The sequence below is a fragment of the Ideonella sp. A 288 genome, from assembly GCF_002198735.1.
In the GTDB taxonomy this organism is placed as follows: domain Bacteria; phylum Pseudomonadota; class Gammaproteobacteria; order Burkholderiales; family Burkholderiaceae_C; genus Pseudaquabacterium.
On record NZ_MWLO01000118.1, the window covers coordinates 1 to 21,682 of the forward strand.

Here is a 21,682-nt window from a genome sequence, read left to right on the forward strand (position 1 = left end):
CTAGTACGTTGACACGCAAGTAACGGAACATTAATACACTCTCTTCATCGCGAATCGATGCTCGGAGGTGTTGCCATGCGCCAAACGGAACTTCACTTGACCGACAAGGACCGCTCGGTTGTGGACGAGATTCGCAGCAAAGGGCTGCATCAGGCGCGAGAGGTCAATCGTGCTCATGTTCTGTCCTCACTGGATCGGGGCGTGCCGGAGGCCCAGATCATGGCGGTGCTGGGTATTGGGCGCACGGCTGTGTGGCGCACGCGAGCAGCGTATCTGCAAGGTGGTGTCGAGTTGGCGGTCTTCGACGTTGCCCGCTCGGGGCGACCACGCCAGTACGGCACCGACGACGAAGCGCGGGTGACGGCACTGGCGTGTTCGGCGCCGCCGGCGGGCCGGCAGCGCTGGACGATCGTCGAACTCGAACGAGCCGCGCGCCAGGAGCCTGGCATGGGCACCGTGAGCCGAGAGACCGTGCGGCGCATGCTCAAAAAAACGACCTCAAACCCTGGCGCAGGCTGATGTGGTGCATCGGCGCGCTGTCGCAAGAGTACCGACGCCGCATGTACGGCTTGCTTGCGTTGTATGCGCGGCCCATGTCGCGAGCCGAGCCGGTCATCTGTATCGACGAGAAGAGCCTTCAACTCATCGACCACAGTCGTGCATCGCTGCCAATGGAACCGCATCGCCCCACCAAGGTGGACTATGAGTACGTACGCAACGGCACGACCAACCTGTTCGTAGCCGTCGAGCCCAAGGCAGGACAGCGGATTGTCTCGGTCACCGAGCGCCGCGGCAAAGTCGACTTCGTTGCATTCGTCAGTGACCTGCTGACCAATGCATACGCCAAGGCTCGCCGAGTTCACTTGGTGCTGGACAACCTGAACATCCACTTCAGAAAGAACTTCGACGACGTGCTGGGTGAGCGGGCGGCGACCAAGCTCTTGCGCCGGGTGCAGTTCCACTACACGCCCAAGCATGCAAGTTGGCTGAACATGGCGGAGATCGAGATCGGCATCCTCAGCCGTCAATGCCTGGATCGGCGCGTCGCCAGTCGAGAACTTCTTCGTCGCGAGGTCGAGTCGTGGCAGCAAACTCGCAACGCTGCGCGACGAACTATCGAGTGGAAGTTCACTCGCCAGGATGCCGATCAGAAGCTCGGTCGACACTACGTTTCGAAACTTGCGTGTTGACGTACTAGTCCAACGAGCAGCCAATCCTCCAAGCTCGGTGGATGCGCGGCACGAGGCCCTGTGGCCACCGGTTCAGTCAGCGTGGGCGGCTGCTCATTCATCAGGTTCAGCGCAGGAAGCTCTGGAAACTCCTCGCACACCCAAAGCCCGCGTCGGCGAGCCTGCTCGGCGGCGACCAGTTCGCTGACGCCAAGCCCGAGCAACCTCCCCAGGGCCTCCAGCCGGTCCTCTCGGCCGCGCCACCAAGTGAGGTTCTCGCGATTGAGCTCGCTGAGCTTGGCGCCTAGGCTTCTGACGGCTATGCCCTCGAAGAGCTCTGGGTGCTTGGTGATGAGCGCTTCGGCGACCTTCGTCAGCGAGTCGAGTCCTCGCGCCCTCGCTGATGCCAACACTCTGCCGTCAGTCATGGTCTCTCCCCACTGAGTCCGCATCGTAGATATTCAGCGAGCGCAATGCAACGATCTTGCATCGATGCAACGTAGATGCAACATCATTGATGCGAAGGTCGCGGCAGGTGAGAGTTCGCTTCATCCAAATCACACGGAGATTGCGAAATGAGAGTGCGTTTTCTGGGGGCAGTGGGTGTCGTGACGGGTTCGTGCACTTGGCTGAGGGACGAGGCGAGGGGATGGAGCTTTCTCGTTGACTGCGGACTGAACTTGGATGGCGGTCGTGTGCCGCACTGGACGGATGGGCCGTGGCCGTTCGAGCCATCCAGGATCCAGTTCGTGGCGCTGACTCATGCGCACCTCGACCATTGCGGGCTCATCCCGCTGCTTTACAAGCATGGGTTCAAGGGGCCCGTCTACTGCACGACAGAGACGGCACTGATCGCGCAGAAGGTGCTCGAGGAGGCCGCGCGACAGCCGGACGTTGGCTACACCGCCAGAGAGGTCGCCAGCATTGCCTGGCGCCCGTTCAGGGGCGACTTGCCTCTAGGCCAACCTCGGCCTGTGGCCACAGACTTGTTCCTGCGGGCCTACCGATCCGGTCACATCGTGGGCGCGGTGTCGCTGGCCGTTCTGTGGGGGTCGCCAGGCCCGAACCAGCGAAGCATCGTCTTCTCGGGCGACGTCGGCCCCGGGTGCGAGGACGACGAGGTCACTCCCCTCATTCGGTTTCCGTGGCGGCCCGCTCCGGCCAACTTTGCGGTACTGGAATCGACCTACGGCAACTTGGTGCGCTCGTCCGAGCAACGTAACCCAGCAGTGAGACTCGCGTCACTCGAAGCGCTCATTGAGCGGACGGTTGCGCTGAAGGGCACTCTGCTGATGCCAGCGTTTGCCCTGGGTCGGGTGCAAGACATGCTCTTCGACCTGCACGCAATTGTCGCCAAAGCTCCTCACCGCTTTGGGAATCTCAAGGTCCTGCTCGACGCGCCACTTGCCTCTCGGATCCAACCGATTGTTGCCAAGGCGTTGGGCGACTCAGAGGTGACGGGCAAGACCGGAAAGGTGCGCTTGCGGTGGTTGGGAAAGCAGGTGTTCAGACTTCTGGGGCTTGACGACACGGACCCTGACGACATTGACGCGGCCATCGCCATCTGTCAGCAAACTCTGACTGCGAATCGGGGGGTCGACCTGCCTGCGGTCACGCGTGGCAATGAGATTGCTCGCAACTGGCGGCCGTTGGTGCAATCCCTCAAGGACCTGGGCTTGAGTCGAGACGCCCAACCTGAGGGACCAACTGTCATCGTCTGCGGATCAGCTGACGGCGAGAACGGCGCTGCGGCGCAGTGGTTGCCAACGTTGATTCGCAACAGCCTCACCATCGTGGCAAGCACGGGCTACACACCTGGCGGGTCGGTGATGACCCGGTTGATGGCTTTGGTCGCAACGTCCCCGCACGAACGCAGGCGACACACTGGAAGCATTGAGTGGGCGAACGGCAAGGCAGTCCGCGTCCGTGACATCGCAGCTGACTTGGTCAGGCTGAGCGGCTACTCAGCACATGCCGACCAACAAGACCTGGTGAACTGGGTCTTCCATCGGCATGGAGACAGGGAAGTGAGGTCTGCACCCGTGGTCTTCATTCAGCACGGAGAAGACCTACAACGCGGAAAGCTGGCTGAGGTGCTACAGGAACGGGCGGCAGGGCTGTGTCACGAGTTGACGGTCATTCAACCGCGGCCCTGCAATCTGGAGGCCTGGCACAGCCTTGAGGCCGAGACGACCTTGCCAATCGAATGCGACACCCGGGGGGTTGCCACGTTGGCGCGATGAGTCGTTTTGGGGGGATCGATAGGATCGGGTTGGTGATTCATTTGATGTCAGTCTTGCAGCGTGAGGAGCCAATCGCGCTTGGAGCCGATCGACCTGACCGGGCGGGTCGTTTGGTGTCGAACCCGGGAGACCCTCGCGCGGTCTACCAGCCGTTTCGTCTTGAGGCGAGATCACGGGGAAGTCCGTGCGCAATGCGCAGTACGTGCCCTCGCGGGCAACTCCAAGTGACCACGGAAGGGTTCAACCCTGGGAGCCGCTCCACCGCCACCGGTCGTACGTGCGTCGAACTGCACGCCGGACAATGCAGACTGATTGGGTCGAACCCTTCGTCAATGAAGGAAAACGCGTCGTCGCCGTCCACGCGAAGCGCCGATTCACGCGTGACTTCCGCCATTCCCTGAAGGCGATTCAGCGCATGCACTTCCGAAAGTAGACCTCCGCGGTGGTTCCATTGGCGCCGGTCGCAGCAACGCGCCCATCGATGGCGGAGGTAGTCCAGCATTCGAAACGTCACCTCACAATAGCGGCCGTCGCTCTCCGGGATCTCAAACGCTCGTGCCGCGGCCGGCGTTCCCAGCTCTGCACTGGTCACTGGCCGGTAGTACGGCGGAGCCACGCTAACGATACAGATTTGAAGGCTGGGACTCACCCTCATGAAATGCTCCGGCAGCAACGTCGCGCTCGCCTCGAGACCGTCACCGAATTGTTCGAGCAACTGCAGCCAAACGTCAAAGTCCAGCGGCTCGTCGAACTGAACCGAGCGCAGGCTCGGAAGCCGATGCGTTAGCAGGACCAAGGGTCCGCGGCCAGTCAGCCCAACTTCCCCAAAGCACAGCGATTGCAGTGACCTCAGGTTCGTACATTGTGTGATCGCGCCCAACCCTGCTTCAGCCAAGTCCGCCGTGCGCAGCGTCAGTTCCTTGATCTGTCCTACGTTCTCGCTTTCCTCAAATGCGGCCAGGCCGGCGAGCGTCAATCCCACGTCGTTCAGGCTCAACGAGAACACATTGCGCATCCTGGCCGAGTTGAGGATTGACCGAATTCCATCGTCGCCCAGGTACTGTCCGCCGACCATCAAGCAGTCCCCACTGGAGGAAGACCACAAGTTGGATTCGAGAGGCCTCTCGTTGACGAAATCCTCCACGAGCGGGCTCGCCCGCGGCTGCGGTCGCCGAAGCGGGACGGGCGCCGTCGAAGGAAATGAAGCTTGCCGAAGCCAACGGGAAACTGAGCGAGCCGCGAGGCGCTCGAGGGAAGATGAGCCGTCCGCCGTGACAGCAGCCTGCAACATCAAAAGAGCATCATCGACGCGGCCTCGCTGCAAGTGCCACATGCCACTGTAAAAGTGCAGCTGACTTGGCCAGACGAACTCGCCCAGGAGCCAGTGGCCCGGGCGCGCCGGTCGGTGGCTGCCGTGCTCAGGCTGGTTGGCCACCTGCCGCACATACGTGCTGGCAGTGGTCAGGTCATCTGGCGTCATGCGCTCCGCAAAAAGTTCCCCCAGCAGCGTCCAAAGTACGACCTTCGGCTGTGAAGGTCCAACCTCGACTTTGGGCACGCGTGCCCACTCCTCCGATGCCAGCCACGAGCCCTGCAGGCGGGGCGCATCTGAGGGAGCAGGCCAAGACAACGGTGTCCTTACCCCATTGGCGAGTTGCGAGAGGTGCGCCCAGAGCCGGCAACGCATATCGAAGCATACCCGGCGATCCGAAAATAGGTTGTACGCTCGAAGAAGGTCGCCTTCAATCCAAAGCAGTTGGCCGAATCTGAAGTCGACCGCGGTTGTCGCGAAGTCGGCGGCCGGGTACAGATACCTGTCCATCCTGCCATACGGCTCCCCGCTGGGGCCGAACGGGAAAGCTCGCACCAACGCTTTGCTGTCCTCCTCTGCGGCTTCGAGGTTGCCGAGCCGCAAGTGCGCCAGCACCCGGCAAAGGCGCGCTCGAACGGGAGCTCCGCGCGCGATGGCTGCGCTGAGTGCTTCAATCTCCTGATCGTCGTCCTCAGCTGCGGCGGCTTTCAGCGTCCATGCCTCCCATCCCCCTGGATCCAGCTGCACGACCATGTCCAAGTCTTCATCGAGTTCGAGTATCGACTGCCGGTGCATGTACCGCCACTCAGCTCGCTTCAAATAGCTATCGGCATCGAAGGGAGTGACGTCCGGTGGGCAATCCAAGAAGGGAGTCATCGGGCATCTCACTATGGGAAAAAAGGCGCCACAAAACAGACGAATGTACGCCTTCAGCCTCTATGCACCGCTCACAAAGGTTGGCCTGTACACCGCCACACCGCAACTCGGCGACGACCTTGCTCGGATCGCCATTTCGACGCATGAGGCAGTTGTTGAATCGCCACGGGAAGGGAGTCATTGCAGCTATCCACCATGCATTCCGCAGCCGCGAGCGCTTGAACCGGACGGTCGAGATCTCCCGCTTGCGTGTCGAGGCAGCCGGGATCTCCGACAGCTGTCATTCGCGAGGCCATGCCCCCGGTCGAGTCAGGATCGGGGTCGAAGGGCAGCTTGCCCCGTGCGCGACCTGACACTGCCGCTGTTGAGCAGGCGCCTACAGCGGCCCTGCGGCTCACAGCACTTCCGTCGAATAGCCCGCGATGATGGACCCTCGGATTCACTCTGCCGTCGATCTGCCTCCGTAGAGGCCACTCACACATCAACGCTCGTCGAGCTTTGTTGCGCCACGCGCAGGGACAATCTTCCAATGGGTGTCGACAGCAGCGGGCCTTGCGAGCCGATCGTCCCACCGCGTTACCTTCCAGAACTCGCCCGGCATCTCCAGCGGAACGTGCACCGGCCGACCTTCGGCGTTGCACATCCACGATTCCCATTCGTTCCCGAGCTCGGGACTGAGCCGATCCGACGGCGCGCGCGGCGACATCACGACGAAGAAGACCCTCAAGTCTTTGGGTCCCGGCAGCAATTCAGCCCTTCGCAGTCCTTCCAATCGATTGACCTTCCTCTTGAATTGTTCGTTGACCCAGGACGTCTCGCCCTTGGCTTCCACCAACACCAGCACGTCGCCGAAGGCCACGACCAGGTCCATGTCCTCCTGGGTGCCCGTGACCATCCCGTCGGTGTTGGGCCGCACCTGGTGCGCGTCCGCCTCGTTGGAGACCAGGCTCAGGGCGCCGACCAGCCAGTCGAGGTGATAGTCCATGGCCCACCAGGCGTCGCATGGCACCTCAATGTTGATGGCCGCTTCCAGCTTGTCGCGAAAGGCCTCGCCGAGGCGCGCGCTGGATGGACCGAGGGCGTTACGGATGAGCAAGTAGCGCTCTTTCCGATTGAAGCGTGAGAGTGCGTCGACAAGGTTCATGGTGATGGATTCTCATTTGTCGGGACTAGGAAGCCTCGCCCCGGTGAGCATGGGTGCCGTACCTCGGACGAGGCCGTGCCAGTCATCACGAGCATGGCCGGACGCTGTTCGGATGAGCACATTGCCGCGTCGCTCAATCGCATGGGTATGCCTACTGGCCAGGGCAAGACATGGACCGCGCACCGGGTTGCGTCGCTGAGACGCGTGCGCGGCATACACGCCGATCGGCAGGCCGAGAAGGAAGGTAAGTTGCCGTTGAATCCGCCCTGCATAGCAGTCGCCGATGAGGCTCGACGTCAGAGTCGCTGTCCGTATGGTCTTCAGATCGCACAAAGCGAATGGCTAAGCCCGCTGAGCCAAGAGAATCATGGGCTGCGCATGACCGCTGCGAAACCGTGCCAGCCGCTCGCAGGCCAAGTCCTTGTCGGCAATGCCACGTTCCAGCAATTCCCGTCGCATAGCCTCAGCGTCCATATCCTGAAGCAGGTAGAACTCGACCCAGTCACGCGGCGGCATCGGCCACGGCGCCTTGCTCATCTCCCAGTTCTGGGGGAAGTGCCGATCTGTCGCCACGGCAGCTGCGCGAGTCTGCTGGGTGAGGTCTGGGCAGCGTCTCGCCCGGTTGAGAATCTCCTGAGCGACTTCGATGGCTGCCAAGTGGCGCTGGAGGCGCTCGTCGTCCTCTTCCAAAAAGCAGGTCGCCACTGCACGATCGTTCGGGAATGCGGCCAGCGCCGCGGCCACGTCCGCCCCCAGCGCCGCAGGCACCCCTGCATCATTGCTGATGTCCTGCAGGACTGCCCATGTCCAGCGCAGGGCTCGACGACGTTCCGATGGCATGGTCATGGCGGTTCCCCGACGCGACTCAGAACTGTGCCAGACGGAACCCGCGACAGCAAATCCGCCAGCGGATCGGATGGTCCCACAAGTTGTCCAACTGGAATCTGCCCTCCGCCACAACCAGCCGCCCGTCTCAAAGGATGCCCTCGCCTCCACTTGTAGGGGATCCCCGTACCGTGCACACGACCGATCTGTACACGGCTCGCATTTGCGAGCTTCAACGGAGAGTGTTCGAGGCGGTCTGTCGGTGGAGAGTTCCTGCGCTGGACTACAGCCAGGTCCACTGAGTTCCTTCGGCATTGATGGCCCGTGCATGACGATGCCCAAGCGTCGCCGTATCGCCGGTTCCATCTGCCGCTTGGTGACACCGACGTGCGGGTCCAGATTACTCAGCAGTTCCTCGCCCGACCCGACCGGCAGGGCGCACTCAGACTCGATCACAGCACGGGTGATCACCTGGCGACGACACGGGTTGGCGAGTTTCCGCCGATCAAGCGGGAGTTGCCGAATGGCCCCAACTGACCGCGATCATGCGCGAGCAAGTGCGTTCAAGTGAATTGGCCTGTCATTCAAATTGGAGACGAGCTCGACCGGTTCGTTCGGACGCCTCGGCGGCACTTTCGTGCACAAGGTACAGTTCCATATCAGGGAATATTCGCATTCAGAGGCAACAAGCCCGATGCATCGGCGAGCGATCCCCATTGGATCGCGATGCGCCCGGAGTCACAGATGGCAAAGAAGACGCTCGCAGAAATCCACCAACAGATCGACAAGTTGCAGCAAGAGGCCGCGGCCCTGAAGGCCAAGGAAAAGGGCGGCGTGGTCGCGCGCATCCTGGAGGCCATTGCCCATTACGACCTGACGCCGCAGGAGTTGTTTGGCAAGGCCGTGGTGGCCAAGCCAACCCGCAAATCGGCAAAACCCGCCAGCAAGGGCAAGGCCACCAAGTCCACAGCAGCCATCAAGTACCGCGATGACGCAGGCAACGCCTGGGTCGGCAAGGGCAAGCGCCCAGCCTGGTTCAATGCGGCTCTGGCAGCAGGCAAGACCCCCGAGGATCTGCTGGTCAAGTAGGCCGGTACGGGACCGACCATCGGTCGGAACTGTCACGCTGACTGAAGGGCCCGGGCGATCCCATGTGCAACCTGTACCACATGTCTCCGCGCGAGCATGTCGAGCGGTACTTCCGCGTGCAGTTGCCGCTCGAGTACCGCGAGGTCGCGGTCGGGCCCTTCAACACCGGGCTCTTCGTTCGGCGCAGCGAGGATGGCCTCGCCGCCGTGATGGGCCAGTGGGGCATGATCGCCCCGGGTAGCAAGGCCCGGCGACCGACCTCGCGCGCGATCCTGACCAACTGACCTGCCCCCCTCCAGCCGTACCAATCTGAAGTAGCAGGAGTTCGCTGTCGGCGGTGGGCTCATTCATCAACAAGAACAACACCTCGTTTGACCCACGCAACTACGGCTTCACCAAGCTCAGCGAACTGGTGCGCAGGCAGGCCTATCTGGAGGTCAAGGAGACGACGGATCCGTCTGGCTTCAATCATCTGTCGGTGCGAGCGCGGCCAATCGTGGCGTGATGCCAGCCGGAAGACCTGCAGCACGCTGCATGGAAGTCGTATGGACCAACGGGAATGTCCGGCGGCTTCAGACTGAGTGCTGCCGATCGGATCCGGCGGGTGAATGTCGGCGCACGCTGATACCTGCCGTTCAGGGTTCGTCGGGCCAGTCGGCCGCTCAGATACCTGCCGTTCGTCCCCAACTTTGTGGATGAGTGGTGAGGCCACCACGTCGCCGCATCAAACGACAGCTCCCATGTTCCGCGAACTGGTGCTGCCGACCCATACCAGCCCGTCGACGCGCTCCGCAGCTGTCGGACGACCGGCTCCGGATCCCTCACGTTCCGCAGCTACGAAGCTGCCGTTCGTTGCCTACGGCAGTCGGCCGGGAGCTGCCGGTGGCGAACGGCCGCTATCCGGCCAGCCGGTCATATGCTGCCTCGACCACCGCTCCAGCGCGGCCAGCCGCTGCTTGAACTCCAGCGGGCTCATGGCCAGGTGGGTCGTTCCGTCACGCCACCGCGTCTTGAGCTTGAGATCGACTTGGCCGGCGGCGGTGAGCTGCACCCGTTCGTCTGACAGCGCCGGGCGGGTTATGTGGTGATGTAGCGGCACAGCTGTTCCAGCCGCTTGCGGTCGTGCGCCTCGACCCGCACGGCAGCGTGCAGGCTGAAGCCGTCGATATCGGCGCACAACGGCTGACGCGCCGCAGCCTCGTGCGGCATCGCTCCTCGCAGAGTCAGCACCTTCTGCCCCGCGCGGCCCGAAGGCGATGCGGTACGTGATGGCCGCCGCCTGCAGCGGCCGCACACATGACGCTGCTGTGGGTGCGCATGGTGCGCATGAACGGCCATTCGCCGAACGTGGTGTGGGCGGCGCTGAAGCGCTGACACGGCGCCGGGTCCCGGGCCGCGGCCTGGGACCGTGTCGGCGCAGGACGACACCATGGAAACGACGAGGCAGGCAGTTCGAGGCGACTGCGCCGGAGATCGTCCACAATCGCGACCGTCCGTGACTCCCCCAGGCAGGGCTGGATGTCTCTCTTCTGCGAAGCATGCGGCTCAGCGCTCGAAGCCTCGGCCCAGCCGTGTCGGCGCTGTGGTGCCGGGGCAGCTGCCGACCAGCTTCGCCCCGTGGTCGTGGCCTTTGCGGACATCGTCGACTCGACTCGGTGGGCCAACCTCCTCGACCCGGAGGACCTGAGCCTGCTGTTCCGCATGTTTCGCCAGGCGGCCGAGGACATCAACGCCGCGTATGGTCCCTTGCGTCTGCGATTCACGGGCGACGCGGCGCGATTCACCTTCGGTCATCCCCACTTCGCGGAGGACACTCCCGAGACCGCGATCCGGGCCGCCCTCGCGCTACGGAGGGCGCTCGCCGAGAGGATGGTTCCCGGCACCGCGACCCCCCTGCGCGTACGCATCGGCCTGGCGCTTGGCGATGCGGTCCTGGCCACCCTGGAAGCCGGCGCGGCGGGAACGCAGGAGGACGTGGTGGGCCCGGTGGCTCACCTGGCGGCTCGACTGGCCGCTGCGGCTGAACCCGACACCGTCCTGGTCGACGAGTCGCTCTCGAGGGTGGCCGGCGGCTTCTTCGATTTCGAAGGCATGGCGCCGCTCTCGCTGAAGGGCTTCGATGGCGCGGTCCATGCTCTGCGCGTGGTCGCCGAGAGCACCACCGCGTCGCGGCACCTCGCCCGGCGGGAGGGCAACGGGCAGTCTGCGGAACTCGTGGGACGCGATGTCGAGCTGCGGCGAGGACTCGATCTGTGGCAGTCGGCGAAGGTCGGACCTGCGCGCACGACGATGGTGATCGGTGACCCGGGCATCGGCAAGTCACGCCTGGCTGACCGGATCCTGCAGATCGCCGTGCAGGACGGCGCGACCCGTCTGGACTTCGATTGCTCTCCGCGTACGGCCAACACGCCGCTGCATCCGGTGCGCAACACCTTGCGGCGGCTGGCAGGAGTCGGTCCCTTGGCGGAGTCCGGCGGCGATACGCTGCACCTCCTGCGGACGTGGCTGGTGAGCCATTTGAGCGGGGGGGAGGTCGACGGCCATGCGATCACGCTGGCGCTGGCCGCACTGGAGCCTTCGCTGACCGAAGCAGGCTCACTCAGCGGCGAGCGCCTGCGCGAAGGTGCCACTGCGGCGCTCGTGGACATCGTCGCCGGGTTGTCCGTTCGAAGCCCCGTGGCCATCCTCGTCGAGGACCTGCAATGGGCCGATCCGACCACCGTCGAACTGCTCGATGCGCTGGCAGCCTCGACAAGTCGGTGGCGCGGGATCCTGCTGGTGACCTCTCGCCCGGAAGGTCGGGGGCGGCTGGTGGGTGCCGCCGATCTGGAGATGGCACTGGAGCCGCTGACGAGCGACGATGCAGCGCTCTTCATCCGGCAACTTGCCGGTCGCCGCTCCGCGGTCTGCACCGAAGAGACCGCTGCCTGGATCGTCGCACGGGCCGAAGGCGTTCCACTGGTTCTCGAGGAGCTGACCCGCAGTGTTCTCGAGGGTCGTGCGCTGCCGGGTGCCGCTGGTGTTCCCGTCACCCTTCGCACGATCGTTCAGGTCCGGGTCGACGCACATCCTGAGCGACGTGCGGTGCTCCAGGCGGCTGCGGTGCTGGGCCGCCGTTTCTCGCTCGACATGTTGTCGACGCTGACGGACATGCCGCCTGAAGGCGTTGCCGGCGCGATGGCGCAGCTTGCCGCAGACGGCTTTCTGGCGCTGCCCGCTCCGACCGCCGGCGTGGCCTCGTTTCGCCACGCCTTGATCCACGAGGCGGTGTACGACACGCTAATGCGGGCCGATCGACGCCGCCTGCACGGCGCGGTGGCCGACCTGCTCGACGCACAGGTCGGCAGCCTGCCGGAGGCAGAGCGCGCCGTCATCGCGGTCCACCAGCTGGGTGCTGCCCGCCATGGCGATGCCGCGCGAAGCCTGCTGCGCGCTGCCCAGGGCACGAATGCGGCAGCCGCCTATGTCGAAGCGATCGCCCATGCGCGTGCCGGGCTGGACGCGCTCGATCAGGCGAAGGTGGTCGACAAGGCCACGCGGCGTGAGCTGCTGATACAGCTCGGCGTTGCGTTGACGGCCCGCGACGGCTATGCCGGCGACGAGGTCGAACGTACCTACCGCCAGGCCCGCGAGGCATGTGCTTCGGAGCCCGACGACGTCGAGATCTATCCCGTGCTGCGAGGCCTCGCAACCTTCTATCTGGTGAAGGGAAGCCTGCGCGACGCCTACGAACTGGCCAGCGAGGCGCTCCCCCGTGCGCTTCGCAGCGTGCGACACGACCACCTGCTGGATGCCCTGTCCCTGCATGGTTACGCATCGCTGTACGCCAATCGGTTGGTGGAAGCCGACACGATGCTGAGCGAGTGCTGGGAGTGCTACCGCGCCTTCGACGGGGCGCGCCTACGCTACCCCGTACCGCAGGATGCCGGAATCGCCGCGCTGGCGCTGCTGCCGACGGTGCGCTGGCTGCGGGGCCGACCGTTCGAGGCCGAGCGGGCCATCGCCGATGGGCTCGCGCACGCCGATCGCATCGACCGCCCGTTCGATCGTGCGGTGCTGCACTCGTGGATCGCGGGCGTGCGCTACACGCAGCGGCGACATGCCCAGGCGCGGGAGCACGCACTGATCGCTCTCGGGATCTCTTCGGAGTTCGGCTTCGCGACCTGGCTGGGCGTCAGTGCCCTGCTCGAGGCGTTGTCACGCGCGGCCCAGGCCCCCGACCCCGTGGCCGTCCAGGAGGCTGGACTGATGCTGGAGCGGATGGCGAAGACCGGATCGACACTGAACGCGCCGTACTACCTCTGGGCTTTCGCCCAAGGCATGGCGCGCCTGGGGCAGCCGTCCGAGGCGCTGGCGCTGCTCGCGAAGGCGCGTTTCGTGGCCGATGCCGGCGGTGAGCACCGGACCGATGCCGAGATCGAGATGCTCGAGGTGGAACTGGCGCCTTCTGGAGCCGATGCGGCGGCTCGCCTCGGCGAAGCCTGCCGGCGTGCACTTGCCGATGGCGATCTGACCACGGCATTGCGCGCATGTCTGCTCCACGCGCAGCTCTTCGATCCCGACGCCTCGCGACGCAACGATGCCGAAGCACTGCGCCGTCGGCTCGATGATCCTGGAACGGCCTGGGAACCCGGTTCTCCCATTGCCGCGCTGTTGCAGGCATGGCTGCCGCCATCGTGGTCGGCGACAGGAGCGTGAACCCCCCGGTGACCGAGGCATCTACCAGCCGAGCGGGTCGACCACCTCCATGCGCAGATCGCATGAGATCCGGTACCAGTCGCCGGCCGGCAGGGTCAGTTCCCTGCCGCCATGGCGGTCCAGGAAGTCGCACAGGCCCTGCCAGGCCGGCGGCGTGCGGAAGCCGTAGGTCCCCAGGCTGAGCCGCGCGAGCCCATCCGGGAAGCCGACCCGCAGCTTGGAGAAGTTGAAGCGGCTCTCGATCAATGCTCGGGGAAGCGGTCGCGCGTCGCAGGGCGAGACCTGGACGTTGTTGAACTCACCGCGCGTCCAGGGCCGGCTGCCGGCGATCGCCAGACCCTCCTCGTCGAGCAGGCCCGCGAGCGTGCCGGGCCCGTCGACCAGCCGGGTGGTCGCGATGTCGAGCAACGGTGCAGCCGCAGGATCCACGCCGTAGCCCAAAGCGAGCACGGGCGGGGCCTCCGGCTCGCGATCGACGGCGTTCACTGCGGCCACCTGCCACAAAGGCACCTCGACCCCGTCGATGCGACCCCGGTCGTCGAGCCTCCGGCCGCGTCCGTCCCGTGCCGCCGCCAGTCGCTTGTCGAAGCCCTGGAGTTCCCGGCCCAGGTAGCGCGACCAGGGGTTGTCGACCCAGATCGCCGCGACGAACGACGCGCTGCGGGCTTCCCCCGGCCTTCGCACCGCGATGCGAAGTGCCAACTCGTGCTGGCTGAACCAGTCATTGGGGGTCAGCTCGCCGAAGCGCTCGGCGATGTGCATGCGTCCGTAGCGAAGCAGGTCCAGCGTCAGCGTGGTGCCGGCGGCCTCATACCCCTGGTCCAGTGGCTTCAGCGGAGCCGTCAGTTCGGCGAGCAGGTCGGCGACGGCGCGAGGGTCGCCGCAGCTGTCCTGCAGGTCGATGCGGAAGCCCAGCCAGTCCACCGACTCGAAGCGGAAGCTCGCCGGTACGTACTGCAGTTCGTCGCGCGATCGGCGGGTCGAAGGCGGCAGTCCGTTGGGCTGGTTCGCCTGCGGCCGCTCGGACATGACACCACTCCACTGTCCGCGCAAAACCCGGCTGGCTTGACGCTGCTCGGCGGAGCTGAGCGGCCTGAGGTTCGGATAGCGCAGTTCCGGAATATCCAAGGTGACGGTGGGCGGCTCCTCATCGCCGCGAAACTCTCCGGACAGCCTCACTCCGCCGTCGGCGAGCACCCGGACCGTGGCCGCCGGATCGATCGGATCGGGTGCGACGACGCGCTGGTGGAAGTACAGCGAAACGTAGTGGGCGGTCGAGACGTTCTGCTCGGGGGGCGGCACCGGCTGCAGCAAGGGCAGTCCCCCAACGATGAAGCGGGTGAGCGTGGCGCCCCCGTCGCCAGGGGGGCCGCCGGGCTGCGCGCGCGCAAAGGCATGGACCTCGACGTGCAAGCCGTCGTCGCGAGCCGTGATCGCTGCCTCGAAGGCAGGCAGGCCGTCCTGTGAGAGCTGGCCGCACCGCACGCTGGAGTCGGAGAACGCGATCACCGCCTCGACCCGCGACGGATCGCCACCCGACTGCACCGCCATCACGACGATCCAGTGGCCCTCCTGCTTCCTCGTCACTTCGACGACCACGGTGTCCGGAGATTTCCCATCCTTGGTGCGCAGGATGTTTACCACCGAGTAGAAGACCGAGTCCCGAGGCACACCGGCTTCGGTCGCTAGCGGGAACATGGCGAGCCAGGTCTGGTCCGCAGCGTTCACCGTGAAATGGGCTCCAATGAATCCATCGAGGTCGCCAGCTCCGATTGACCGCGCAGCAGCGTTCCGATGCCCTTCCAGCCGTACACCGATTCAGGCTGCGCCTGCGCCAGCAGACGCGCCGCGGCGACCGCGATCGCGGCACTGGCGCTGTAAGGCTCGGGCACGGTGAACCGCTGGTCGACGAGGGGCGCGCGCCACGGGTCCTCGACCTGCAAGGCCACGACCAGCGGCTCGACCGGCGTCGCGTCGAGCAGCGATGCCGCCAGGGCCGCCATCGGCCGGCTGGTGGGCAGGGTTCGCAGCGGCGCAGCCCAGGCCGCCGCATCGGCGAGCCAGCGCGACCCGCTGCCAGCCTCGACGAAGCTGCAGATGCCGTCGGCCCGGATCGCGGCCGCTGCCAGCGTGTCTGCCACGGCCAACGTGTCGACCAGGCCGGCCGCCATCGCGATGCGCGGCCCGGGCCGCGTCGCGCCGAAGTCGATGAGGTGCTCGTGACGGCCGACCGGCACGGTCCGCTCGACCCCCTGGCGGACCACCAGCACGCGGTCGAGGCTGCTCTCCCACAGCGTGCGCAGGCTGCCGCTGCCCAGACCGTCGGGGCGCGAGAGGACGATGCGCACCTCCCCCAGGAAGCGAGGCAGGACTTGCCGGGCCACCAGGCTGGCGAGCAGCAGCGCGGAGAGACCCGGCGTCACGGCTGCTCCGCACACCAGTGCCACCCGCGACTCGGCGGCCAGCCGGTCGAGCGCCTTGACCTGACGCCACGCGGCCTCTTCCCCGCATAGGTCGGCGTAGTGCGCGCCGACCCGGATCGCCGACTTGGCCAGGCGCTCCGCGGTGGCCGCGTACGGTCCGGCCGCATTGACGACCACGCCAACCTCGCGAAGTCCGTCCCGCACCGCTTCCGGCCGGTCGAGCGTGAAGGCCCGGGTCTCCAGGCCGAGCGGCCGGGCCAGTTCGGCCAGCCGGCCAGGATCCCGCCCGGCCAGGATGAGTCGCCACCCTGGCAACCGTGCGGCCTGTTCGACGATCAACCTCCCCGTCCGGCCATAGGCTCCGTAGATCAGCACAGGTCTCATGGTCGACCTCCCAACGACTCAGTGCGTTCGACGCACGACCCACAGCACGAGCTGGCGCAAGAACCGCCGGTCGCGCGAATCGGGCCAGTGCGCCGTACAGCGATCGAACTCCGACAGCGCCGCGCCGGCCAGCGCGCGCGCCGTTGTCCGTGCGGCGTCGAGTGCACCGGTCCGATCCATCAGCGTACGCACCCAGTCCACATCGCCGTCCGAGCGGTCGGCCCGCGCCAGGCCCAGGAACTCGACCAGGCGGCCGCGTTCGGCCGCAGCTGCATGGCGCAGTGCGTGCACCACCATCAAGGTGCGCTTGCCTTCGCGGAGGTCGCCGTCGATCTCCTTGCCGTAGTCCGGGCCGCCTTCGAGATTGAGCAGATCGTCCTGGATCTGGAAGGCGGCCCCGAGGAAGAAGCCCACCAGATCGAACGGGTCGAGCGCGTCCGCGCCCTGGCTGCCGATCAGCACGCCGACACGCAACGGGTGGATGGTGGTCTGCCAGCAGGTCTTCAGGCGGACCATCTCGAGATAGTCGCGCTCGTCCACGGTGGTGCGGTTGTCGCGCTGCCAGCCCAGTTCCAGCGCCTGCCCTTCGACGGCGTGGAGCCCCATGCGGTGGAACTCCTCGACAACGCGCAGCGCCAGGCGTCCCCCCAGCCGCTCGGAATTGCTCCACAGCGGACCGTGCGCATGCAGCATCAGGGCGGTGCCCGCGTTCAGCGCAAGGGGGACGCCATGCAGTTCGTGCAACGTGGGGATGCCGCGACGCTGCTCGCTGCCGTCCTCGATGTCGTCGTGGACGAGCAAGGCGTTGTGCAGCAATTCGATCGCCACCGCAGTGGGCATCGCTGCCCCCGCTGCCGCGCCGCGCGCATGCGCCGCCGCGAGGCACAGGGTCGCGCGAAGCATCTTGCCGCCGCGTCGCGGGTAGTCGGCCAGCAGCGGGCCCAGGTACGGTGATTCGTCGACCCCGGCCAGCCACGCGTCGACGCCCGCGCGCACCTGGGTGGCGTAGTCCTCCAGCACGTCGCGGATCAGCACATCGTCGACACGGGGCGGATCCGCGGCAAGCACGGCCATCACAGCAGCTCGAGCTTGACGATGGCCACTTGCACGCCGTCGTCGGCGCAGGCGGCGGCGGTCCAGGTGGCGCTTGAATGGGCCGTGAGATCCGGCAGCTCCAGCACCCAGGCCTGCCTCCTGGCATCGAACCGCAAGAGGGCCGGCACGGGCTTCTCGCCGGGCACGGAGAACACGCAACGCAGCGGCTCCGAGCCGAGGTCGGACTGCGCCTGCAACGACACCCGCACCGGGCGCGGCACTTCGCTTCGCATCATCGGCAGAACGGCCGGGTCCCTCGGCGGCGTTGCCTCCGTGCCGCCGGTCGGCACGGGAGCCGCCTGGACGTTCCCCGAGGTCGGCGACCCTGCGGTCGCTGCGGGCGCCTGGTCGGTCAGCCCGAACAGGCGGCCCAGCCACCGGTACTCCGCCGCCAGCACCCGGCGCAGCGGACTCCCCGGCTCGGCAGCCGACAGTTCGATCCACGCCAGGGCCGACTCGCCCGCCCGCAGGGCCAGCCGTTCCAGGGACTGCAAGGCCAGTCGGTCGCTGTCCGTGCCGGTCGCAGTGTCGCCTGCGGCTTTCAGCCGCGACGCGATGCGCAGGCTGCGATCGACCTGGGCATCGGCCACGTCGTAGGCCAGCCGCACCGCCGCGATCACCGCGTCTTCGGTCGAAGCCAAGGGCCGGCCGATCACGCGCCTCGGGCCGGCATCGCCATCTGACGAACGGTAGAAGCCGCCGACGCGGCGGTCCGGCCCCGAGGCGGCCGATGGGACGCGGCGGTAACGGCCGTGACCGTCGCGGAGTGAAGTCGGCTGGTCGCTCATGGATGTTTGAAGCCTACGATCTCGTCCAGGGTAGGCCGGCCCAGGCCCACGGCATGCGCTGCGAGCATGCCGGACATCACCGCCGCCTCGACACAGCCGACGTCCAGTCCGCACGCGGTCCAGTCCCCGGCCAGCACCATGTTCGCCACGGACGTGTCCAGCGGTGAAACGCGGTGGCGGATGGTCCTGGGCAGCGACAGCGTGTAGCGCTCGGAGCCATGGCCGTTGATCCGCAGGTCGGCGCCGCGTACGGCGTCGGCCAGCGGGCCTTTCGCCTCGCCCGTGACGGCGAATCCTTTCGGCCACAGCGCCTGCGGCCAGCGGCCGGAGGCCGGCGCGGGCGCAGCGCCGGCGACCTGCCGCAGGCGTTCGGCCCACTCGGGACGGGCCCGTAGCAGGCGAACCAGGCGCCGTGCCAGTGCGTCCGATGGCTGGGACTGCGCCGTGGACAACATCTGGATGAGCACCGGCCGCACGGACGGATCGGCCGCAGCGGCCGCCCAGATCCCTGCCAGTGCGTCGGTCCAGCGCTCGTCGTCGGCATCGACCCGGTGGGCGCTCGCATTGGCGCGATCCGAACCCTGCGCCGCTGGACCACGGGCGGCCGGGGGCAGCCCGAACAGGCTGTGAAGATCCGCCTGCGCCGACTCCAGCGCGTCGTCGTCCGCCGCCACGCCGCAGAGGTAGACGAGCGCGCCAGGTTTCCCGACATCAACGAGGGAGGCCCGCTTCTCTGCAGGCAGCGCCTGACGCCAGGCGGCCTCGCTCGCGACCACGTGGGTCATGTCGGCGAAGGTGTCCAGCGGTGCGCCGAGGGCGCTGATCGCGGCAGGCCCCCGCGTCCAGCCGAGATCGGGCAGCCGGTCTGGCAACCAGATCTGCGCCGCGCGGGTGGCGACGGTCCTGACCTGCCGGGTCATCTCGGCCCAGGCCGGCAGCAGTGCCTCCAGGCGTGCCTGACCGACCGTGGCGGCCAGCGCTTCGGGACCGGCCGTGAAGATCACGACGTCGAAGTCCTCGTCACGTCTCAACAAGCGCTCGTTCACCTTCGCGAAGACGGGGTCCGGGGGTTCGGGCCAGCAGCCGAAGTGGTCCAGGGGTGGGTCGGACACCGCCCCGCAGACGAACCGCAGCTCGTCGACCTGCACGCCGCGCTCGGCGTCCTGCCCGAGTGCGACGTTCCAGAGTCGGTGGGCCAGGTGGAAACGCACCGGCAGCGAGGGCAGGGCGAGCGGCCCGCGCACCTCGTCGGGCCGACCGCCGAGCACGCGGAACAAAGGCGAGAACACCGTCTCGCCCATGCCGGCCCCCATCTTCCAGAACATCGAACCGCGGTAGGTGAAGAACATCCGCAGTGCACTTCGCAACGCCACGCCGGCCGCGAAGGCAGGCTGGTTCCGATCTCCCTGGCGGTAGGCGAAGGCCAGGTCATAGATGCCGCGCATGAAGGCCGAATCGACCACCGCGCTGCGCGTGGCGCCGTGGCGCAGCAGCCAGTCGCGGTAGTCGATGTCGTTGAGCGCGTCGAGGCCGCCGCGGCCCAGCAGGACGCGGTCGCGGTACAGACCCACGGCGATCGTCATCACGATGTCGAGGACCTCGGTCTTCCACCGCAGTTCAGGGTCCAGGCTGGTGAGATCCTGAAGCTGGCGGCGCACCTGCGCCGTCAGCACCTCGATCAGCTCGGCGCTGCGGTCGGCGACGCCGGCACCGAAGTCCACGGAACGCAGCCAGTCCTCGAACAGGCCGAGCGCCTGCACCAGCACGCCGGCGCCCACCAGCGCCCCCTGCCGCAGGCGTCGGGCGATGTCGTCGATCGATGCCCGCGGACTGCGGGGATCCAGCCGCGGTGTCGGGGTACTGCCGTCTTCGGAGGGTGGCCCGACGACGCTGAGCAGCAGCCCACGTACCAGCGTCAGGCAGCGCCCGACGTAGGCCGGCAGGGTGAACGGGTTGCTGTTCGCATCCAGCGGCGTGCCAGGCAGTCCTTCGGTGCGCGGAGGCTCGCTGGTCCACAGCCTCCACCGCCCGACGTCGTCCAGACCTGCGACTCCAACCTGGGCCTCGGGGACGAAGGCGTCGTCGAAGCAGGCGTGGGGCAGCCGGTGTTCGGGATCGTCGGCACCGGGCCCGTAGCCGCGGGCCTGCACCTCGGCGTAGCACTCGCGCATCATGCGGAAGGCGTTCTCGTAGAACCCGAACCACAGGTGCAGGCCGTGTTCGCGCACCCGGCCGTCCGGCAGCCGGGTCGAGCCGCCCTTGCCGCCGAGATGGGCCTGGGCCTCGAAGACGTGGATCTCGAATCCGGGCTGGCGGGCGAGTTGCCACGCGGCACTCATGCCGGCGCAGCCGCCGCCGATGATCATCACCCGGATCGGACGCCCCGCGTCGGCGCCAGCGACTCCCTCGTTCTGGGCCATGCCTCTCCCTTTGCCCCTGTCTTGGCCGGACATTGTGCGTTGCAACGCAAGCCGACTTTGAGCCCTTGCGGTCGTTGCCCACAAACCGGATATACCCGCGATCGATTTGCCGGAAATTGCAGGATCACCCTCTGCGATAGTAGGCGCGACAGAGCATAGGAAATTCAAAGGCCCTGGGTAAGGACCAAGACGGACCTTCGACGGCCTGAAGTGCCTGGATTTGGCGCCCCAGCCGTCGCGTCGAGCGGTGTCGGCAGGTCCTTGGACCGTTCACCAGGGGCGCTGGCGGTCAAGTTCTCAGGGTTGACCCTGATTCCGATGGTGTCGCGCCGAAGCGTCGCGCGTCGCCGCCCCGGCTGCGGTCTTGCGTTGCAGCCCTGGGGCGTGGTGTTTGTGATGGCCGGCGTGATTCAGGGCGTGGCTCAGGCTGCGAAATCTTGCCCCGCCTCGCACGCCCGCCCTCGGGGTGGTGGCTGCGAATCCAGGCCCAGGTGAGTCAGGATCTGCTCGATCACCGGCCGCTCCAGGATGGCCGCGATGATCTTCAGTTCCTCGCCGCCGCAGTTCGGGCAGTGCTACATGTCGATGTCGAAGACCCGCTTGAGCAACCGCGCCCAGCTGATACGGTGCGGCCGGGCCTGAAGCGTCTCGACCTCGCATTCGTCGGCAACTGCGACTTCGCTAGCCTGCTCTTGCACCTCGGGTCCCTGCGGCACCACCAGAGGTCGCAGCTTCGCGTTCGGGGCCAGCACGCCGTAAAACCTGATTAAGTGCAACCGCGGCCGTGGCACCAGCGCGGCCAGCCGCTGCATGAACTCCAGCGGCGCCATCACCAGGTGCGTGGTGCCGTCACGCCACGGCGTCTTGAGCTTCAGCTCCACCTGCCCGGTGGCGTTGACTTGCACCCGTTCGTCCGACAGGGCCGGTCGGGTGATGTAGCGGCACAGTTGCTCCAGCCGCTTGCGATCGTGCGCTTCGACACGGACTGCGGCGTGCAGGCTGAACCCGTCGATGTCAGCGCAAAGCGGCTGTCCAGCCGTACCCCCGCGGGGCATCGCGCTCCTGAGCGTCAGCACCTTCTGCCCGGCGCGCGGTCCGAAGGCGATGCGATACGTGACGGCCGCCGCCTGTAACGGCCGCAACGTGCGCGCCTCGTCTGCGTCGGCGTCGGGCACGGCCAGGTAGGTCTGGCCCATGTCCTCCACCAGCACCCCCC

Annotated in this window: 19 protein-coding genes; 8 read left to right on the forward strand and 11 right to left on the reverse strand. The window is 66.6% G+C overall.

Features of this window, described 5'->3' with window-relative positions; all coding sequences use genetic code 11:
* Window positions 1–96 precede the first annotated feature (96 nt).
* Entirely contained in the window at window positions 97–519 is a 423-nt protein-coding gene (locus tag EOINJALH_RS31785; RefSeq protein ID WP_158219735.1) for a helix-turn-helix domain-containing protein, read from the forward strand.
* Complete coding sequence (locus EOINJALH_RS31790) at window positions 519–1,190, forward strand: IS630 family transposase (RefSeq protein WP_088280723.1); 672 nt, start codon at window positions 519–521, stop codon at window positions 1,188–1,190. The genes EOINJALH_RS31785 and EOINJALH_RS31790 overlap by 1 nt, the downstream gene beginning before the upstream one ends.
* Here EOINJALH_RS31790 and EOINJALH_RS31195 read toward each other — a convergent pair.
* A complete protein-coding gene (locus tag EOINJALH_RS31195) occupies window positions 1,166–1,597 on the reverse strand; it encodes a hypothetical protein (protein WP_144290001.1) in 432 nt (143 codons plus the stop codon). The genes EOINJALH_RS31790 and EOINJALH_RS31195 overlap by 25 nt on opposite strands.
* Window positions 1,598–1,744: 147 nt before the next feature.
* Between EOINJALH_RS31195 and EOINJALH_RS12665 the strand changes: the two genes are divergently transcribed.
* Entirely contained in the window at window positions 1,745–3,412 is a 1,668-nt protein-coding gene (locus EOINJALH_RS12665) for an MBL fold metallo-hydrolase (protein WP_088280725.1), read from the forward strand.
* 142 nt (window positions 3,413–3,554) lie between these two features.
* On the opposite strand, the gene EOINJALH_RS31200 is transcribed toward EOINJALH_RS12665, so the two are convergent.
* The 3 genes from EOINJALH_RS31200 to EOINJALH_RS31205 all read right to left on the reverse strand — a co-directional run bounded on the left by EOINJALH_RS31200 (window position 3,555) and on the right by EOINJALH_RS31205 (window position 7,590).
* Window positions 3,555–5,600: a hypothetical protein gene (locus EOINJALH_RS31200; RefSeq protein WP_144290002.1), complete on the reverse strand. Its 2,046-nt coding sequence runs from the start codon at window positions 5,598–5,600 to the stop codon at window positions 3,555–3,557.
* Window positions 5,601–6,081: 481 nt separating this feature from the next.
* Entirely contained in the window at window positions 6,082–6,744 is a 663-nt protein-coding gene (locus EOINJALH_RS12670; protein WP_088280726.1) for a hypothetical protein, read from the reverse strand.
* A gap of 342 nt (window positions 6,745–7,086) precedes the next feature.
* Window positions 7,087–7,590 (reverse strand): BPSL0761 family protein, encoded by a 504-nt coding sequence (locus tag EOINJALH_RS31205; protein ID WP_144290003.1) that lies wholly within the window; start codon window positions 7,588–7,590, stop codon window positions 7,087–7,089.
* A gap of 303 nt (window positions 7,591–7,893) precedes the next feature.
* Here EOINJALH_RS31205 and EOINJALH_RS31210 point away from each other — a divergent pair, with 303 nt between their 5' ends.
* The 4 genes from EOINJALH_RS31210 (at window position 7,894) to EOINJALH_RS12690 (ending at window position 9,163) form a co-directional block, all read left to right on the forward strand.
* Window positions 7,894–8,106 carry a hypothetical protein gene (locus EOINJALH_RS31210; RefSeq protein WP_144290004.1) on the forward strand — a complete coding sequence of 71 codons (213 nt, stop codon included), beginning with the start codon at window positions 7,894–7,896 and terminating at the stop codon, window positions 8,104–8,106.
* A gap of 207 nt (window positions 8,107–8,313) precedes the next feature.
* Entirely contained in the window at window positions 8,314–8,658 is a 345-nt protein-coding gene (locus tag EOINJALH_RS12680; protein ID WP_088280727.1) for an H-NS family nucleoid-associated regulatory protein, read from the forward strand.
* Window positions 8,659–8,720: 62 nt separating this feature from the next.
* Window positions 8,721–8,942 carry a hypothetical protein gene (locus EOINJALH_RS12685; RefSeq protein ID WP_088280728.1) on the forward strand — a complete coding sequence of 74 codons (222 nt, stop codon included), beginning with the start codon at window positions 8,721–8,723 and terminating at the stop codon, window positions 8,940–8,942.
* 44 nt (window positions 8,943–8,986) lie between these two features.
* Window positions 8,987–9,163, forward strand: a complete 177-nt coding sequence (locus EOINJALH_RS12690) for an OST-HTH/LOTUS domain-containing protein (protein WP_088280729.1) — start codon at window positions 8,987–8,989, stop codon at window positions 9,161–9,163.
* A 572-nt stretch (window positions 9,164–9,735) separates the two neighbouring features.
* Here the strand turns inward: EOINJALH_RS12690 and EOINJALH_RS33155 are convergent.
* A complete protein-coding gene (locus EOINJALH_RS33155; protein WP_255407119.1) occupies window positions 9,736–9,867 on the reverse strand; it encodes a hypothetical protein in 132 nt (43 codons plus the stop codon).
* 408 nt (window positions 9,868–10,275) lie between these two features.
* Here EOINJALH_RS33155 and EOINJALH_RS12695 point away from each other — a divergent pair, with 408 nt between their 5' ends.
* Complete coding sequence (locus tag EOINJALH_RS12695) at window positions 10,276–13,356, forward strand: AAA family ATPase (RefSeq protein ID WP_158219737.1); 3,081 nt, start codon at window positions 10,276–10,278, stop codon at window positions 13,354–13,356.
* A gap of 21 nt (window positions 13,357–13,377) precedes the next feature.
* On the opposite strand, the gene EOINJALH_RS12700 is transcribed toward EOINJALH_RS12695, so the two are convergent.
* From EOINJALH_RS12700 to EOINJALH_RS12725, 6 genes are all read right to left on the reverse strand, one after another.
* The gene (locus EOINJALH_RS12700; protein ID WP_088280731.1) at window positions 13,378–15,084 is read right to left on the reverse strand and encodes a hypothetical protein; all 1,707 of its coding nucleotides are present in this window, start codon (window positions 15,082–15,084) and stop codon (window positions 13,378–13,380) included.
* Window positions 15,081–16,163 carry a saccharopine dehydrogenase NADP-binding domain-containing protein gene (locus EOINJALH_RS12705; RefSeq protein ID WP_088280732.1) on the reverse strand — a complete coding sequence of 361 codons (1,083 nt, stop codon included), beginning with the start codon at window positions 16,161–16,163 and terminating at the stop codon, window positions 15,081–15,083. The genes EOINJALH_RS12700 and EOINJALH_RS12705 overlap by 4 nt, the downstream gene beginning before the upstream one ends.
* Before the next feature lie 18 nt (window positions 16,164–16,181).
* A complete protein-coding gene (locus EOINJALH_RS12710) occupies window positions 16,182–17,237 on the reverse strand; it encodes a polyprenyl synthetase family protein (protein ID WP_088280733.1) in 1,056 nt (351 codons plus the stop codon).
* Window positions 17,237–18,046: a hypothetical protein gene (locus EOINJALH_RS12715; protein ID WP_088280734.1), complete on the reverse strand. Its 810-nt coding sequence runs from the start codon at window positions 18,044–18,046 to the stop codon at window positions 17,237–17,239. The genes EOINJALH_RS12710 and EOINJALH_RS12715 overlap by 1 nt, the downstream gene beginning before the upstream one ends.
* Window positions 18,043–20,466 carry an FAD-dependent oxidoreductase gene (locus EOINJALH_RS12720; protein ID WP_158219738.1) on the reverse strand — a complete coding sequence of 808 codons (2,424 nt, stop codon included), beginning with the start codon at window positions 20,464–20,466 and terminating at the stop codon, window positions 18,043–18,045. The genes EOINJALH_RS12715 and EOINJALH_RS12720 overlap by 4 nt, the downstream gene beginning before the upstream one ends.
* 575 nt (window positions 20,467–21,041) lie before the next feature.
* Window positions 21,042–21,662: a transposase gene (locus EOINJALH_RS12725; RefSeq protein WP_144290006.1), complete on the reverse strand. Its 621-nt coding sequence runs from the start codon at window positions 21,660–21,662 to the stop codon at window positions 21,042–21,044.
* Window positions 21,663–21,682 lie beyond the last annotated feature (20 nt).